Origin of the sequence: Pseudoflavonifractor phocaeensis, assembly GCF_038439875.1 — a bacterium.
Taxonomy (GTDB): Bacteria; Bacillota; Clostridia; order Oscillospirales; family Oscillospiraceae; genus Vermiculatibacterium.
The window spans coordinates 265,748-281,752 of record NZ_JBCDMT010000003.1 but is presented as its reverse complement, the minus strand read 5'-3'; the positions used below and the strand labels follow the sequence as shown (position 1 = coordinate 281,752).

Annotated in this window: 11 protein-coding genes; 7 read left to right on the top strand and 4 right to left on the bottom strand. The window is 66.7% G+C overall.

Annotated elements, in window-relative coordinates; genetic code table 11:
* Positions 1 to 77: 77 nt before the first annotated feature.
* Positions 78 to 2,054 carry a sensor histidine kinase gene (locus tag AAEU42_RS06045; protein WP_342232640.1) on the bottom strand — a complete coding sequence of 659 codons (1,977 nt, stop codon included), beginning with the start codon at positions 2,052 to 2,054 and terminating at the stop codon, positions 78 to 80.
* Between the two features lie 27 nt (positions 2,055 to 2,081).
* Here AAEU42_RS06045 and AAEU42_RS06040 point away from each other — a divergent pair, with 27 nt between their 5' ends.
* Positions 2,082 to 4,001: a hypothetical protein gene (locus AAEU42_RS06040; RefSeq protein WP_342232639.1), complete on the top strand. Its 1,920-nt coding sequence runs from the start codon at positions 2,082 to 2,084 to the stop codon at positions 3,999 to 4,001.
* Between the two features lie 269 nt (positions 4,002 to 4,270).
* Here AAEU42_RS06040 and AAEU42_RS06035 read toward each other — a convergent pair whose 3' ends face one another.
* Entirely contained in the window at positions 4,271 to 4,951 is a 681-nt protein-coding gene (locus AAEU42_RS06035) for a response regulator transcription factor (protein WP_342232638.1), read from the bottom strand.
* Positions 4,952 to 5,186: 235 nt separating this feature from the next.
* Between AAEU42_RS06035 and AAEU42_RS06030 the strand changes: the two genes are divergently transcribed.
* The 6 genes from AAEU42_RS06030 to AAEU42_RS06005 all read left to right on the top strand — a co-directional run bounded on the left by AAEU42_RS06030 (position 5,187) and on the right by AAEU42_RS06005 (position 14,255).
* A complete protein-coding gene (locus AAEU42_RS06030) occupies positions 5,187 to 11,423 on the top strand; it encodes a hypothetical protein (RefSeq protein WP_342232637.1) in 6,237 nt (2,078 codons plus the stop codon).
* Positions 11,408 to 12,286 carry an S-layer homology domain-containing protein gene (locus AAEU42_RS06025; RefSeq protein ID WP_342232636.1) on the top strand — a complete coding sequence of 293 codons (879 nt, stop codon included), beginning with the start codon at positions 11,408 to 11,410 and terminating at the stop codon, positions 12,284 to 12,286. The genes AAEU42_RS06030 and AAEU42_RS06025 overlap by 16 nt, the downstream gene beginning before the upstream one ends.
* A gap of 93 nt (positions 12,287 to 12,379) precedes the next feature.
* Positions 12,380 to 12,646 (top strand): GNAT family N-acetyltransferase, encoded by a 267-nt coding sequence (locus AAEU42_RS06020; protein ID WP_342232635.1) that lies wholly within the window; start codon positions 12,380 to 12,382, stop codon positions 12,644 to 12,646.
* Between the two features lie 411 nt (positions 12,647 to 13,057).
* Positions 13,058 to 13,483 carry a hypothetical protein gene (locus tag AAEU42_RS06015; protein WP_342232634.1) on the top strand — a complete coding sequence of 142 codons (426 nt, stop codon included), beginning with the start codon at positions 13,058 to 13,060 and terminating at the stop codon, positions 13,481 to 13,483.
* A gap of 10 nt (positions 13,484 to 13,493) precedes the next feature.
* On the top strand, positions 13,494 to 13,664 hold the full coding sequence (locus AAEU42_RS06010) for a hypothetical protein (protein ID WP_342232633.1): 171 nt from the start codon (positions 13,494 to 13,496) through the stop codon (positions 13,662 to 13,664).
* Positions 13,665 to 13,769: 105 nt separating this feature from the next.
* Positions 13,770 to 14,255, top strand: coding sequence for a heme-binding protein (locus AAEU42_RS06005; protein ID WP_342232632.1), 486 nt, complete (start codon positions 13,770 to 13,772; stop codon positions 14,253 to 14,255).
* A 48-nt stretch (positions 14,256 to 14,303) separates the two neighbouring features.
* Here the strand turns inward: AAEU42_RS06005 and AAEU42_RS06000 are convergent, their stop codons facing one another.
* Together AAEU42_RS06000 and AAEU42_RS05995 are read right to left on the bottom strand one after the other, a co-directional pair.
* Positions 14,304 to 14,765, bottom strand: a complete 462-nt coding sequence (locus AAEU42_RS06000; protein WP_342232631.1) for a YbhB/YbcL family Raf kinase inhibitor-like protein — start codon at positions 14,763 to 14,765, stop codon at positions 14,304 to 14,306.
* A gap of 4 nt (positions 14,766 to 14,769) precedes the next feature.
* Complete coding sequence (locus tag AAEU42_RS05995) at positions 14,770 to 16,002, bottom strand: class I SAM-dependent rRNA methyltransferase (protein WP_342232630.1); 1,233 nt, start codon at positions 16,000 to 16,002, stop codon at positions 14,770 to 14,772.
* Between the last annotated feature and the right edge of the window lie 3 nt (positions 16,003 to 16,005).

Genomic DNA, 16,005 nt, shown 5'->3' with positions numbered 1-16,005 from the left:
GTTGTTTAAGATAAGTGCGCGGCGGGGATTACAGGCCCGGGCCGTTATCACTGGAGTCAGGGGCGGAACCGGCCAGATCAACCTGAAAAAGGTGGAAGCCTGAGGACAAACTCCGTCCCCAGCCCCGGCGTGGAGGCTGCCGTGACGCTGCCGCCGGCAGACTCCACGGTAGACTTGACGATGGCCAGGCCAAGGCCCTGTCCACCGTCCCCGGCGCGGGTGGTGAAGCCGGGCTCGAAGATGTGGGGAAGGACATCTGCGGGGATGCCGGCGCCGGTGTCCGAAACCCGGAGGACCGGGCGGCCCTCCGCCGTGTCCAGGGACAGGAGAATCCGCCCGCCGGGGGGCGTGAAGGAGACGGCGTTGTAGACCAGGTTTTCCAACACCTGCTCCAGGGCGGCGGGGTCTGCCTGGAGGATGCACCGCTCCCCCGGCAGGCGGAGGAGGAAATCCACGTCCCCCACCTCGATATCGGGCTTGTTGCGCCGGTAGAAGCGCTCCAGCAGAGCGGCCAGGTCCACCGGCTCGGGCCGGAGGGCGGCGGGGCGGCTGGCGTTGACGGTCTGGATGGCCTTCATCCGTCCGCCCAGGTCCCGGCATTTGCTGTCGATCAGGGCCAGCTTGTCCCTGGTGTCCTCGTCCAAAAGCACGCCGTTTTCCCGGATCAGGGCGGCGTAGTTCTGGATGGCGGACAGGGGGGATTTGAGGTCGTGGAGCATCCCGGCCAGCAGCCGGGCCCGCTCCTGGGTCATGGCGGTGAGGGAGGCGGTCTTCAGGGCCACCTCCTCCTGGAGGCAGTCGGTGAGGCGCTCGTTCTCCGCGGCCATGGAGCGGCTGCGCTCCACCATGAGCCAGGCGAAGCACAGCACCAGGACGAAGCCGCCGTACTCCTCCGGCCAGGCCCCCCGGAGGGGCTCGAAGGGGCCGTTCCACACCACGGAGAAAAACTCCGTCACGGCAAAGACCCCCAGGCCGCACAGGGGGGCGGCGCTCTTGCCGGAGGCCCCCCGGAGGGCAAGGGCCAGCAGCAGGACCGCCGTAATAAGCTGGTACCAGCTCACCAGAAGGCCGTAAACCAGGGAGAAGGCGGGCAGGGCGGGGAGGAGCAGGCCGGGGCCCAGCGCCCCCGCCGCGCACATGGCCAGGGAGACGGGGAACAGCCCGTACCGGGCCCATGGCCTGTCCTCCCAGCCCCCCAGGCGGCAGACGATCCGCCCGGCGCAGTAGAGCAGGGCGAAGGCCCCCAAGTCCTCCAGGGCGTAGAGGGGCCACACTAGGGGGACCCCCGCGGCCCGGACGAAGGGATAACACACCCGCAGGGCAAAGGCCAGGCACAGCCCCCCGAACCAGAGGTGCAGGGAGTCCCGCCGCCCCTTTCGCCCCAGCCAGACCGCCCCGGAAAAGAGGGCGACGGCCAGGGAGGAGAAGCAGAGAAAGGCGTAGAGGACCAGCCGCAGGGCCATATACCGCCCCACGGCGCCGGGGGAGCCCATCACCGGCGGGAAGGTGAGGCCGGAATAGTAGTGGGAGTAGTTGGCGGTCTGGACCACCACCTCGGTGGGCCCGTCCAGGGAAAAGGAGTAGAGCCCGTCGGCCACCAGGGGGGTGTAGGGCTCCACAGAGCCGGTGCCGCCCAGATAAGCGCCGCCGGCCCACACTGCGCTGGCGCAGTATACCTCCGGGATGAGCATGCTCACGGTGACGGGCCGGTCCGACGTGAGCCGCAGCCGCCAGGTGGCCACGCCGTAAGGGGAGCCGTCGGCGTGGTAGGGCCGCAGGGTGAGGGCCTGGCCGATGTAGGTCTCCACCGGCGGCCCGCCGGAGGTCTCCAGCTCCCCGGGGGCCAGAAGCCGGTCGGGCCAGAGCTGCCAGCCGTCCACGGCGGGGAACAGCACCCCCCGGTCCACGGCCCCGGCGGAGAGCGCCACCGCTCCGTCTTGCGTCAAAGCCGCCCTTGCGGTATACTTATTGTCGAATCGGTAGAGCAGGCACAGCGCCGCCGCCAAAAGGCAGCAGGCCAGGGCGGGCCCGGCGCGCTTCCAGCTTCGTTTCATAACCATCACCTCAAGGGGGAGAATCGAATGACCATCTGCCCGCGACGGGCCGCAGCGGCGCTGGCGCTGCTGCTGTCCCTGTGTTTGGCCCTGCCGCCGGCGATGGCGGAGGAGGCCCCGCCCCCCGGCCCGGCGCCGGAGGCGTCCGGCGCGCTGCCGTCCGACGTCCCGACCGACTTGCACCTGCCGCCGTCAGAAACCCCGCCTGGCGGGGGTGTCCCGGAGGACGGGGTGGGCGGCGCCCCGGCTGAGGAGGACACCGTCTCCGATTGGGGGGAGCTGCGGGCCTGGCTGCTGGACAACCGGCTGGTGGGCGGTACGGTCCGGCTGACAAACGACATCACCATGGATGGAATGTTCGGCTATCTGGCGAATCTGGGCCCCAACACCGGGAAGCTCCGGCCGGTGACGGTGGACTGCGGGGAACACACCATCTATGTCCAGGGCGTGCTGGAGCTCGACTGTATCAATGAGAGCTTGACCCATCTCCTGACCTTCACCGGCGATGGGACGGAGGAGGGGCTGCTGCGGGTCCTGCCCGGCGGGACCCTGAACGCCTATTATATCACCCTGGACGCCGGGAGCGAGGACGGCGTGGCGCTGAGCCAGGAAGAGGGCGGCGTTTTGAACACCGACCCGGCAAGGCTGGCGCTGACGGGAACCATCGTGTACGGGGCGCGGCCCACCATTTTCTGTGAGGTGCCGCCCCTCTTCGTCCCCGCTTTGGCGGTGCCCGACGGGGAGGCCCCTGATTTGGCGGCGCTGCCCGCCTCAGTGGAGGTCCAGGTGAAGTTTCAAGGAGTCACCGAGACCCAGGAGGTGGCCGTCCTTTGGGACACCGCCCCGGCGGCGGAGGCCTTCGCCCAGCGCCGGCGGGTCACCCTTCAGGGGCGCTTCACCGGGGAGGTCACGGTGGACGGAATGACCTTTGCCGCCGAGGACTGCGCCGCCGCGGTGACGCCGGAGTGCGTGGTGGCCTTCCGGGAGGGGGGCGCGGCCCTGCTCAACCTGGAGTTTCAGGTGGGCACCTCCACCTCGGGCATGACCAGCATGGTGGGGTACGTCTACTATGTCGCGGACCCAGGCGCCACCGCCGTGCGGGCCCTGTACTCCGAGGACGAGGGAAAGACCTGGCGGGTGGAGCAGACGTTTGAGGATTCGGAGTACCAATACCTCTCGGTGGCGGCAATCCCCTTCCAGCCGGGGAGCTGGTTCCTGCTGGAGCTGGTCTATCCCGACCCGGCCAGCCCCGGCGGGGAGCGGCTGGTCCACACCGACACGGTACGGATCGACGAGGAGAACACCTCGCCCATGTCCTGGTACGACGGCCACCGGGGCGGCGGAGAACCCATTCTCCCGCCGCCGGGACCGTCCGGCGGCCACGATGACGATGATCACGAGGATGACGACAGGCCGGTGTCCACGCCAAAGCCGACGGCCTCGCCGCGTCCCAGCCCGACGCCAAAGCCGACGCCGGGCCCCACACCGACGCCCGCCCCGGTCCCGTCGCCCTCGCCGGAGCCCTCCGTGTCCCCAACCCCGGAGCCGGTCCCCACTCCGGAACCCAGCCCGAGCCAGGCACCGCCGGAGGCCGCCGTTACGCCGGAGCCTTACGTGCCAGCGGCGGCGGTGTCCCCGGCGCCGTCAAAGCCGGTGGAGCCTGTGGATACCCCCATTGTAACCCAAACCGCGGAGCCCGTCCAGCCCACGCCTGGACCCACGGCGGAGCCGCCCCCTTCCCCCAGCCCGCCCCCGGCGGAAGAGACGGAGGCCCCGGTCCCCACCCCGCCTCCCCAGACGGCGGAAGGGGCCCCGGTTCTGCCCCCGGCGGCCCAGATCGCCCTGGGGATCGCCGCCATCGCGGCGGTGACGGGCGGCGCCGCGGCGCTGCTGAACCCCGGAGCGGCCAGGGCGCTGTGGAGGAAACTCCGGCGCGGAAGCAAGTGAGCCCGGGCCCGTTCCCCCCTAGAGGAAAAGCCTCCCCCTCCGGGGGAGGTGTCAGCGAAGCTGACGGAGAGGGGGCGTGACCGCAGATCCCCATAGCCTGCCCAAAACGCACGGAGGCCAAGACCTGGCCTCCGTGCGTTTTTATAGCTCTGCCGTACAGCGCTGTAAAAACGTCCAGCCAGGCCGCCCCGGTCCACGGCCTGAAACCGTAAGCGTCCGCCCACTGGAGTGGGCGGACGCGGATAAAAACAGCTCGGAGAGCTGCTTTTTTATCCCTCCGGATCGAACAGGTATCCCTTGCCCCGCACCGTTCGGATATAGTTCCGGCCGGGCGCCAGCCCGGAGAGCTTTTGCCGCACCTTGGCGATGTTCACCTGCAGGTTGTGAAGCCCCGCCTGTATGGGCTCGTCCCACACACCGGCGTAAAGCTCCCCGTAAGAAAAGGTCCGGCCCGGATGGAGGCACAGATAGGACAGCACGTCGAATTCCAGGCGGGAAAACTCCAGCTCCCTGCCCTCATAGGACACGGCGCGGCGGCTCAGGTCGATGGACAACGGCCCGAAGTCCAGAACGGTCAGGGGTTGGGCGGTCTGGTGGCGCTGGATGCGCAGGCGCACCCGCAGCTCCAGCTCCGTGACGGAGAAAGGCTTGGTCACGTAGTCGTCCCCGCCGATGGTCAGCCCCCGCACCCGGCTCTCCTCCTCCGTGTAGCCGGAGAGAAAGACGATGGGGATGCTGGAATATTTCCGGGCCTGGAGGCAGACCTGGAAGCCGTCCTGGTCGGGCAGGTCCACGTCCAGCACCACACAGTCCAGCTTGGCCCCCCGCAGGATGGCCAGGGCGTCCCGGGCCGTCTCCGCCCGGTGGACCAGATAGCCGTGGTCGGCGAAATAGGCCTCGTTGGCGTCCAGCAGCGCCCGGTCGTCGTCCACCAGCAGTACACGGTACATGGCCGTTTCCCTCCCTGTTCGCGGTCTTTTTCTCCATTATAGCATAGATCCCGGAGAATCCATCCGCCCAAATCCTCAATTTTTCGTCAATATCCGGCGGGCCCCGGCTTGCCCTGGGGACCACCCCGCTGTGAAAAATTGACGAAAGATTGAAAATTGCCGGTGAGGTTCTTTGGTATAATCGAAGCTAGGAAGAAACTTTTGTGACCATAGACCATCAAGGGAGGGACGCGGAATGAGAAAGAGACTATTGAGTATTTTGCTGACGGCGTGCATGGTGTGGAGCCTGCTGCCGGCGTCGGCGTGGGCGGCGGGGGACCCGGCGGAGGCTCCCGGCGGGGAAATCGGCGCTGACGCCAGCGCCGAGGACATTGCAGCCCTCTTTGGGGAGGGCTGCAACGTGGTGGACTACACCATCACCCTCGATCAGAATGTCACCCTCACCGGCAAAATCACCTTTACCGGCGGCGAGTGGACCTTGGACCTGGACGGCCATACCCTAGCCGGGCCGGTCAGGGACAGCGTTCTGGTGATTGGGGCGGACGCCACCCTCACCCTCACCTCCACCGAGGGCGGTAAGGTGCTGGGTGGCGAAGGAGAAACAAACGAGGGCGCTGTGTACGTATCCGGAACCCTCACCCTGGAGGGCTCTGTCGCCCTCACCGGCGGAAGCGGGGGCGGCCATGGCGTTTATGTTAACGGGTCTGGCGCCGCTCTCATCCTCGGCGAGGAGGCGAAACCGAAGCTGACCGGCGTCGGAAACGGGGTGGGGCTTTTCTGCGATTACGGCGTCACGCTGACCATCGGCGACGGCGCGGCCCCCGTGTGTACTGGCAATTCAGGTCTGGTGTTGCCCGAAAACGCTGCCGTGAATGGGTACCTCACCGGCGGTACATTTGCCCACGAAGGCGGCGGGAGCGGTCCGGCAATCTACAATCCCGGAAACAAATCCCTCCTGGCCCCCGGCTACGGCTACTTCGCGGTGGAGGGCGGCGCATGGACGGCCGTCAGCGACAGCGGATACATCAAACCCTCCGTGACCGTCAAGCCCCTGGGCGGCGGTGTCTCAAACGACACCGATGCCGTCACCGTGGAAAGTATCTTCGGCGGCAACGCGGAGAAGGACCCGCGCGGCCAATACATCACCCTCACCGACGACGTCACCCTGGGGCAAGAGGTGATGTTCAGCGGCGGCGACTGGACCTTGGACCTGAACGGATACACCCTTTCCCTGGCGGAAGGGCTGTTGGTGTCCCACGCCGTGAAGTGCGTGGACGGCACCCTCACCATCACGGACGGCTATGGCGGCGGCGGAGTGGACGGCGGCGAAGCGGGCGCGGTCTTTAGCACCGGCACCAGCCTGACCATCACCGGCGGCGCGTTCAAGGGCGAACCGGCGCTGGGCACCCTTGGCGCGCCTACCCTCACCGGCGGCGTGTTCGAGAGCGCCGGCGGTCCGGCCATCGTCTCTGAAACCGAAACCCTCCCGGCCCTCCTGGGAGACGGATGCCAATACGTGGACCAAAACGGCGACCCCGTGGCCGACGGCGATTTGGCCTCGGCCACCTACCTGGCGGTGAAGGATTCCATTACCGTCCCCGGCGGGAGCATCAACAACGACAGTACCGCCGATGAGATTCAGACCGTGTTCGGCAACAAGGTCACGGTGAGCGCCGACGGCAAGACGGTCACCCTTACCGGCAACATCCAGGTGAGGAGTGAAGTCGAGTTCGAAACCGGGACGTGGACCCTGGACCTGAACGGCCACACCCTCCTGGGGACGGGGGCCAGCGCCGCCTTGTCCCTGGACGGCGGCGACCTGACCCTGAAAGGGCCGGGGGCCGTGACGGGGGGCTCGGGCGAAGCGGCGGGCCCCGCCGTGTCGGTGGGGAACGCCAGCGAGCTCACCCTGGAGGGGAAATTGACCCTGACCGGCGGAGAAAGTACCGACGGCGCGGGGGGGAGCGGCCTTGCGCTGGTGTCCGGCTCGTTGCTGAACCTGTCGGAGGGCCTGGACCTCACCTGCGTCGGCGGAAACGGCACGGACAACGGCGGGATGGGGGTCAGCGGCGACGCCGCCGAGGTCGAGGGCACCCTCACCAAGGGCTACTTCCAGTGCGGCGACGGCTGGAACGGCAAAGCCTTCAGCGGGAACCCCCTTCCCCTGGAGGCAGGCTGTGGCTACTTCGAGCCGGGGGCGGACCAGGAGTATTTCTTCGGTCTGGGCGTCGACGTTCCCCCCGTCCTGGAGGTCCGGGCCTTTGACAAGAACGTTCAGGTGGACTACGAGGACCCGGAGGGGACCACCGCCTCCCGCTATTTCAGCAGCCTAAAGGACATGAACACCTATTTTGACTATGACTACGACGGCAAGGTCATCAATCTGCTGGCCAACCTGTCGGGGAGCCTGTCGGGCAAGGACACAAGTTATGGCGAAAGCGGCAAGAAGGGCTTATCCGGCTCCTTTACCGTGGACGGCGGGGATCTATACACCTTGTCCCGGGAGATGTGGGAGTTTGTGCCGCTGGTACAATTAGCGGGAGAAGGCCCCATTACCTTGAAAAATCTAACCCTGGACGGCACCGCCCCGGAAGAGCCGGGACCGTCCCAACGTCCCTTTGCGGTGGTGTACAGCGGCGAAACCAGCGGCCCGGAGGCACTCCTGGAGAACGTGGTGGTTCAAAACAACGGCGTCATTGCCCAGCCCCCGGCGGAGCCGGTGGAAAAGCTTCCCGAGGCAGCCATCACGTATACTGACAGAATGACCGTGAGGGACAGCACCATCCGAAACAACTTCGGTATGACGGGGGGCGTCTCGATAGATAATATTCTCGTCGAGAACAGCGAAATAAGCGGCAATACCGGCATCATGACGGGCGGCCTGGAGAATAACTTTGAGGCGATACTGAACGGCGTCACCGTGAAGGGAAACACCGGCGTTCTAACGGGCGGAATCGGGGTGATGGATGGAGATTCACTTACCCTCTCCGGCACGGCGGAACACCCCACCCTTATTACCGGGAACCGGGCCGCCGTGCCCCAGTTCCCGGCGTATTACGGGTTTGGTTCGGAAGAGTTGTCGAGGTTCCCCAACCTGGCGGGCGGTGTGTCCGCGAGGGAGTGCCCAGTCTACCTCTCCGGGGACGTGACCATCAAGGGCAACTACATCGGCCAGGGAACAGGCACCCCCTCCAATCTGGTGCTGGTGGGGGAGACCCCGCCGGACTCCAGACCTACTGGCTCCCCCGAGGGTAACTGGTGGGAACCGCAGCCAGCCGTGGTTACCGCCCCCCTCACCGGCGGGGCGGGTTCCATCGGCGTCAGCCGGGTACAGATAACGGACGACGAGCAAATTCTTCCCGCCCCCGGCGTGGTGGCCCGTGGGGCCACCGAGGAGGACGGCTTGACGCCCTATACCCTCACCCAAGCCGACCTGGCGGCCTTCTTCTCCGACAGCCCGGACTACGCGCTGACGCTGGACGAGGGGAACAACGCCATCGTCCTGACCTCCAAAGGCGTGGCAGAGGCGGGGGGCAGGTACTACCCCACGGTGGACAGAGCCCTGGACGCCGCCCCGGACGGCCAGTCCGTCCGGCTCTTGCAGAACTGTGTTCTGCAAGAAGCCCTGGTGATAAACAAGAAGGTGACCCTGGACCTGAACGGCTGTACCATCACCGCCGGGGCGGCGAAGAACGCCATTGAGGTGACCACCGGCGGCGTGCTGACCCTCCACGACGACAGCGGCGCGGGGGAGGTCATTGGCGGCGCGGGACAATACTCCGGGGTGTCGATAGAGGATGGCGGCAAGCTGATTTTGTCCGGGAAGGTCCGGGTCACCGGCGGCGCGAATGAGAGCGAGAACGGGGACGGCGGCTACGGTGTGTTCTGCGATGACGGCGGCACCCTGGCCCTGGCCCCCGGAGCGGAACCCACCCTCACCGGCGGCAGCGGAAAAGGGGCCGGCGGCAGTGCGCTTTGCCTGGAGGAGAACAGCGCGGTGGAGGGTTTTCTCACCGGCGGCACCTACGTCGGCGGTCATGGGGATTTAGCCACGGGCGTTGGCCTGGATATTGATTGGAAAGATATCCATGACGCCATCCCCCCGCTCCTTACCGGGGGCTGTTACATGGGGATCACGTTAAGAAGTGCCGCAAGTACATACCTGCCCGCCCTCCTGCCGGACTACTGCTACTACTCGGACGAGGACGGCGAAAAGCTGGACGACCTGACGGGGCAAATGAGCACCGCCGACACCGTCTACGTCGCCCGCCTGGGCGGGCCGGTGCGTAACATCTACGAGTTCCAGGCCGCCCTGGGCGGGGCGGACTACGCCCTTATCGACCCCCAGACCAACACCGTCACCCTGGACGACGATGTGGACCTGATGCTCCCCGTGGAAATCGCGGCGGGGACCTACACCCTGGACCTCCGCGGGTACAGCATCACCGGCGCGCCGGGGGTGGTTCTGGAGACCAGTGATATCGCTGGCGTCTCCAACGGCAAGCCCGCCCTGGTCCTGAACGGGGCGGACGCGGCCCTCACTGTCACGGACAGCTACTATGGTGGCCATGATGGGAACAACGCCGTCATCGGCGGCGCGGCGGGGACCTATTATCAATTCGAAGCGACGAAAAACGCCACCGGCGGGGCGGGCATCCTGGTGGAGGCCGGGGCCCTCACCGTGACGGGAGACGCCCACGTGGTGGGTGGAGATGGCACGGGGGACGCAAATGGCGGCTCCGGCGGCGCGGGCGTCCAGGTGTCGGGCGGCAGCCTGACCCTCACCGGGAAACCCTATATCACCGGCGGCTACGGGAAAGGCGGCGGCGGGAGCGCCGGCGGCGGCGACGGCATCCAGGTGGGGACGGAGGGGACCCTGCGGGTCCCCCAGGGGGCTTGGCCCACGGTGTCCGGCGGCGCCGGCCCTTCGGAGCTTTTTAGCGGGGACGGAGTGAGTCTGTCGGGAACGGCCCAAATCGCCGGCGGCAGCTACTCCGGGCGTACCGGGGGCCGCTTGTCAGACACGACGTCTGGCGCGGTCACCATTACCGGGGGGAGCTTCACCGGTACCCTCTATTCCGGGTTCCAGGCTGTGTATTATAAGAGCCTGGCGATTTCGGGCGGCGCTTTCAAAGGGAAGGAGGGACAGGCGGCCCTCTGGGTCATGCCGTTGGGAAGCGGCGCGTACAAGGGCATCCTCTCCGGCGGCAGCTTCCTGGGGGGGAAGGCCATCGAATTGAATACAAGTATTGAAGGGGACGAAACCGCCGTTCCGGCCGACCTGCTGGCCGAGGGCTTCCACTTCTACGACGGGGACCAGGACATCGCGGAGGGCCAGACGGGCGAAACCCTGACCGGCCCCGTCACCGTGGGCCGGGCCCGGTGGACCGAGTTCGCCGACACCGCCTGGTACGACGGGCAGAAGTCGGAATTCACCCTCACCACCGCCGAACAACTGGCGGGGCTGGCGAAGCTGGTGAACGGCGGGAACGACTTCGATGGAAAGACCGTCAAGCTGGGGGTGGACATCGACCTGAGCGCCCATGACTGGGCCCCCATTGGCATGTTCTTTGGCGAGTTTGACGGCCAGGGCCACGCCATCACCGGCATGAACGTGACGGGGGACTGGGAGTACGCCGGACTGTTCAGCGTGTGCAGGAGCACGATCCACGACCTGACCCTCTCCGGGAACGTGTCCGTCGCCAGGACCTCGGGCACGGCCTGCGTGGGCGGCCTGGCCGGGTTTGTATATGGCGGCGCCATCGAGGTCTACAACGTCCTGTTCACCGGCACGGTCTCCCTGGCCGGGCGGGATGGAATGGTGGGCGGACTGGTGGGCGAGATGGAGGCGTCCGACACGACCCTGAGCAACTGCGCCGCTCTGGCGGAGGTGTCCGTGGGGCCCGTCGGCAGTCCGGCCGGCGTCCGCAACGTATATATTGTGTACGCCGGGGGCCTGGTGGGCGGCGTGTCGGGTTTTGATGGTGACTCGAAGGTGGACCTGAGAAACTGCTACGCGGCGGGGACGGTGACCGTCCAGCCCGGCGTCAGACCTGTCCGCACCGCCGCTCTGGTGGGTGACGCGGAGGAGGCCGCCGGGGTCACCGGCCCGCTCTACTACCTGAACACCATGGGCGCTCCCTCGGGTTACGGCGCCTTCGACAACGTCCCCACCGCCATGACGGCGGAGGAGATGCAGTCCTCCGCCTTCGCCGACACCCTGAACGTCTGGGTGACCGCCCAGGACGAGGGCGCGGACTACGCCGCGTGGTACGCCCACGCCGGGGCCTACCCGGACTTCACCAAGTCCGGCGGCGGAAGTTCGGGCGGCACGGGCGGCTCCAGCGGTTCCACCACCACGACCAAGACGGAGACCAACCCGGACGGGAGCAAGACCACCACCGTCACGGACCAAAAGACCGGCACGGTCACCGAGACCACCAAGGGGGAAACGGGGTGGAGACCGTGGTAAAGACGGAGAAGGACGGCACGGTGACCGCCGCCGTCACGGTGCCCCAGACGGCGCTGACGCCGCCGAAGGAGGGCGGCGTGCCTCTGGTGGAGATCCCCGGCCAGAGCATTCCCACCGGTGGGAGCGGGACGGGGGAGGGGTCCACCGCCATTGCGGTGGACCTGCCCGGCGCGCTGGACACCCCGGTGATCGTGGCCATCCCCGTGACCGACGGCACGGTGGTGCTGCGGGGGGATGGCACTCCCGTCGCCCTGTCACTGGTGGAGGACGGCAAGGCCTACGTAGTGCTGGAGGCCTCGGAAGAGCTGAGGATCGTCACCGCCGGGGACTTCTTCGACGACGTGGAGGGGGCGGCCAAGGCGGCCGCCGACTTCGGCGCGGCCCGGGCCCTGTGGACGGGCACCGGGGAGCGGGAGTTCTCCCCGGAGATGATTATGAACCGGGCCATGCTGGCCACGGTGCTGTGGCGTCTGAACGGGGCGGAGGACCCGAATGGGCTGGAGCTGTTCCCTGACGTGCCGCCGGAGGCCTGGTTCGCCTCCGCCGCGGCCTGGGGTGGCGAGACCGGCGTGGTCCAGGGCACGGGGGCGGGCTTTGCCCCCGACGTGGCCCTCACCGCCGAGCAGATGTTGGTGATGCTCTACCGCTACACCACCTACGCCGATCTGCTGGTGCCCGTGGCGGACGACACCGGGGCAGGGGCGCCGGAGGGGACCTCCTCCTGGGCGGCGGAAGCCGTGGCCTGGGCCATCAACGCCGGTCTGGTGCGGCCGGGGGAGGACGGGGACCTGACCGCCCCCATCACCCGGGCGCAGGCCGCCGAGATCATGCGGGGCTACGTGGGGTATCTGGTCAGACGGTGATACCCCCGGGCTTCCGCCCCGGCGGAGGGATTGCCGGGCAAAGCGGTTGCGCGGCCGGAGAAAACTTGCTACACTGGGGCTGAGGTGAGCCCTATGGAATTTTTATACGAACCGGACCGTATCTTTGCCCAGGACCCGGAGGGAAAGCTGCTGGCGGAGGTCACCTTCCCCGCCGCGGACGGCGTGGCCACCATCGACCATACCTTCGTGGACGGCTCCCTGCGGGGCCGGGGGGTGGCCGGACAGTTGGTCTCCGAGGCGGTGGGGCGGATCAGGAAGGCCGGGCTCAGGGCCAGGCCCACCTGTCCCTACGCCGTCAAGTGGTTTTCGGAGCATCCTGAGGAAAGCGACCTGCTGTAAGGCGGAGCCGCCCCAGAAATGGGGCGGCTCCCAGTCTGTCGAAAAAGTCCTTCGGCCTTTCTCGACAGACTAAAAATGCCGTGATTTTTGCCCCGCCACGGCGAGCCAAAAGTCTGCCGCTGTGCGGCTCAAATGCCTGCTGCGCAGGCTTTTTGACGGCATTTGATCCCATTCGAGGCGGGCTGCCGCCCCCTCGAGCTTCCCCGCCCCGCTGGGGATGTTTCCTGCTTTTTTGAACAGACGAGAGCCACCCCAGAAATGGGGTGGCTCTCGTCTGTTCAATGGAAAGAAGGCGGTTCCAGCCCGGATTTGGCAGAGCCGCTCATTCCGTCATTTTATTTTCTCTTTTTTCCTGGTATAGCCGCCGTCCGCCGGTGGAACACTGGCAGAAAAGAAAGGGGAGAGCGCGTCATGATGAAGGAAGAAGAGCTTCTGCAATATATCCACAAAACCGCCGACATGGGATGCGAGGGGATCGTGGCCGTGCTGGACTATGTGGAGGACCAGCGTTTGAAGGATGCCTTGAAGGAGCAGATGGAGGAGTACCGGGAGTTGAAGGACGAGGCCCGGCGGCTCCTGGAGGAGAAGGGCGCGGAGGCCAACGGAGTGGGGGCCATGGCCAAAATGTCCACCGAGGTCATGTCGGCGGGAAAGCTGCTGATGGATCGCTCTCCCTCCAAGATCGCCGAGATGACCATCCAGGGGAACAACATGGGGGTCAGCAAGACCCTCCAGCACCTCCACGACTACCACGGCGGCGGGCCGGCCAAGCAGCTGGCCCAGCGGCTTTTGGCCACTGAAGAGGCCGGGGCCGAAGAACTCAAGGCATTTTTGTGAGGTGAGAGGGATGGAGACTTACACCGACCAGTATGCCCCGCTTCCCATGGATCCCAGGGCGGAGGCCTATTTCAGAAGCCTTCCGGGCCATATCCAGGCCCAGATCAACAACCGGAAGCACCGCCCAGCCACCTATGAGGAGATGGTAAAGGCAGCGGAAGAGGCGGAGCACATCTATTGAAAAAGCGGCGGGACACCCCGCCGCTTTTTCCTTGCGTCCCTATCTGTGATGTGGTATGATAGGCAAAAATGGTAGGACAAATTTTGACATAGGAGGGTGTTTCACATGTACACACCGGCAACCCTGGAGGCCCTGAAACGGGCGGAAAAAGAGTTCGTGTTCGACAAATTCGACCTGACCGACGCCCACGACCTGGGGGAGCGGCTCTGGCGGGACGGCCAGACCGAGCCCAAGCCCACCTCCATCCGCATCGTCCTGGACGACCTCATCGTCTACCAGGCCTTCCTCCCCGGCACCGGCGAGGACAACAACGGCTGGATGAACCGCAAGTGCGCCACCGTCAGCCGCACCCATCACTGCTCCCTCATGGCGGGGGTGGAGCGGGAGCTCTTCGGCGCCAAGGAGACCTGGCAGAACGACGAGGAGCATTACGCTTTTAAGGGCGGCGCTTTCCCCATCGTGGTGAAGGGGGAATACCGGGGCCTCGTGACCATCTCCGGCCTGCCCCACCTCCAGGACCACCGCCGCCTGACCCAGACCATCGCCGAGTACCTGGGCAAGGAGCCCATCCTTATCCCCGTGGAGGACTGAAACAAAACAAAAAGAGCGACGGGACAGTTGTCCCGCCGCTCTTTTCGTTTATCGGTAATGTCCCGTCAGGAGGGCGTTTTGCAGAATATGGCCCTCCATGGCGGCCAGCAGGTCTTTTTTTCGGGCTGTGGGCGGCAGGTCCAGGACACAGTCCAGCGCGTAGACATTGAAGTGGTAAAGGTGGGACCAATGAAAGGGCGGCTTGGGACCCCGGTAGCGGTTCCGTCCGTAGCCCCGCCCCTGTACCGCTCCGCCCAGGGCTTCCACCCGCTCGCCCTGGGGGATGCCCCCGGGAATGACGGGCTGGGGCGGCAGGTTCCAGATCGTCCAGTGGTTGTAAGCCGGGATGGGGTGGCCCATGTCGTCCAGAATGACGGCCAGGGACAGAGCCCCGGCGCACAGTCCCTCCAGCCGAAGCTCGGGGGAGCGGTCCGCCCCGAAGCCGGTATGCTCCACCGGGATGAGGCCGCCGTCGGCAAAGGCGGGGGAGGTGACACGCAGCGTTTCCATACCCTTACACCACCTGGAAGAGATAAAATTTGAGGTAGCTCGTCTCGGGCACGCCCCAGAGGATGGGGTGGTCGGGGGCCTGCTGCCGGGCCTCAATCTGCCGCAGCTGCACCCCCGCGTCCCGGGCCGCCGCGGCCACCACCCCGGCGAAGCGGTGCTCCTCCATGAAGTGGGAGCAGGAGCAGGTGGCCAGGTACCCGCCCCGGGGCAGCAGCTTCATGGCCCGGTAGTTGATCTCCTTATAGCCCCTGGCCGCCTGGTCCGCCGTCCGGCGGGACTTGGTGAAGGCGGGCGGGTCCAGGATGATGAAGTCCCAGTCCCGCCGTTTCTCCTGGGCCAGCCTGGGCAGCAGGTCAAAGACGTCGGCGGCCACGCACTCCATCCGGTCGGATACCCCGTTGCGCCGGGCGTTTTCCCGGGCCAGGGCCACGGCGGATTCGGACACGTCCACGGCGGTGACCTTCGCCGCCCCGCCCAGGGCGGCGTTGAGGGCGAAGGAGCCGGTGTGGGTGAAGCAGTCCAGAACCCGCTTGCCCCTGGCCAGCCGGGCCACCGCCCGGCGGTTCAGCTTTTGGTCCAGGAAAAAGCCGGTCTTCTGCCCGTTTTCAAAGTCCACGGCGTATTTGACGCCGTTCTCTACGATCTCCGTGACCGTCCCGGTGGGGGACTCCTCCCCGGGCAGGGGGAAGAAGCCCTTGCCCTGGGGCAGGCCCTCCTTGTCCCGGAGAGCCTCGTCATCCCGCTCATAGACGCGCCGGATGTCCTGCCCGTCCTCCCGGAGGGCCTTCACCAGCAGGGGGAAGAGCCGGGCTTTCCGCTGTTCCATCCCGTAGGAGAGAGTTTGGGTCACCAGCACGTCCCCAAACCGATCCACCGTGAGGCCGGGGAGGGCATCCGCCTCCCCAAAGACCACCCGGCAGCAGGCCAGGTCCTCCGGCGCCAGCACGGTCTTGCGGTAGGCCCAGGCGTACTGGAACCGCCGCAGCCAGAAGCCGTCGTCAAAGGCGTCGTTGGCGTTGCGGGAGAGGAGGCGCACCCGGATCTTGGACTGAAGGGAGAGCAGTCCCGCCCCCAGCCAGGTTCCCTTTTCTCCCAGTACGTCCACAATAGCGCCGTTGGGGGCGTCCGCGGGGCAGGAGAGGACCTCCCCCTCGTAGACCCAGGGGTGGCCTCCCTCAATGGCCCGCTGGCCCTTTTTGGTGATGGTGATGATGGGATAGTTCCGCTGTTGTTTCATCGC

Bases quoted from the DNA above. Each gene is read 5' to 3' on its own strand.
- AAEU42_RS06005 (WP_342232632.1), top strand. From the start codon at position 13,770: ATGTACACACCGGCAACCCTGGAGGCCCTGAAACGGGCGGAAAAAGAG.
- AAEU42_RS05995 (WP_342232630.1), bottom strand. From the start codon at position 16,002: ATGAAACAACAGCGGAACTATCCCATCATCACCATCACCAAAAAGGGC.
- AAEU42_RS06035 (WP_342232638.1), bottom strand. From the start codon at position 4,951: ATGTACCGTGTACTGCTGGTGGACGACGACCGGGCGCTGCTGGACGCC.
- AAEU42_RS06010 (WP_342232633.1), top strand. From the start codon at position 13,494: ATGGAGACTTACACCGACCAGTATGCCCCGCTTCCCATGGATCCCAGG.
- AAEU42_RS06030 (WP_342232637.1), top strand. From the start codon at position 5,187: ATGAGAAAGAGACTATTGAGTATTTTGCTGACGGCGTGCATGGTGTGG.
- AAEU42_RS06045 (WP_342232640.1), bottom strand. From the start codon at position 2,054: ATGAAACGAAGCTGGAAGCGCGCCGGGCCCGCCCTGGCCTGCTGCCTT.
- AAEU42_RS06040 (WP_342232639.1), top strand. From the start codon at position 2,082: ATGACCATCTGCCCGCGACGGGCCGCAGCGGCGCTGGCGCTGCTGCTG.
- AAEU42_RS06020 (WP_342232635.1), top strand. From the start codon at position 12,380: ATGGAATTTTTATACGAACCGGACCGTATCTTTGCCCAGGACCCGGAG.
- AAEU42_RS06015 (WP_342232634.1), top strand. From the start codon at position 13,058: ATGATGAAGGAAGAAGAGCTTCTGCAATATATCCACAAAACCGCCGAC.
- AAEU42_RS06000 (WP_342232631.1), bottom strand. From the start codon at position 14,765: ATGGAAACGCTGCGTGTCACCTCCCCCGCCTTTGCCGACGGCGGCCTC.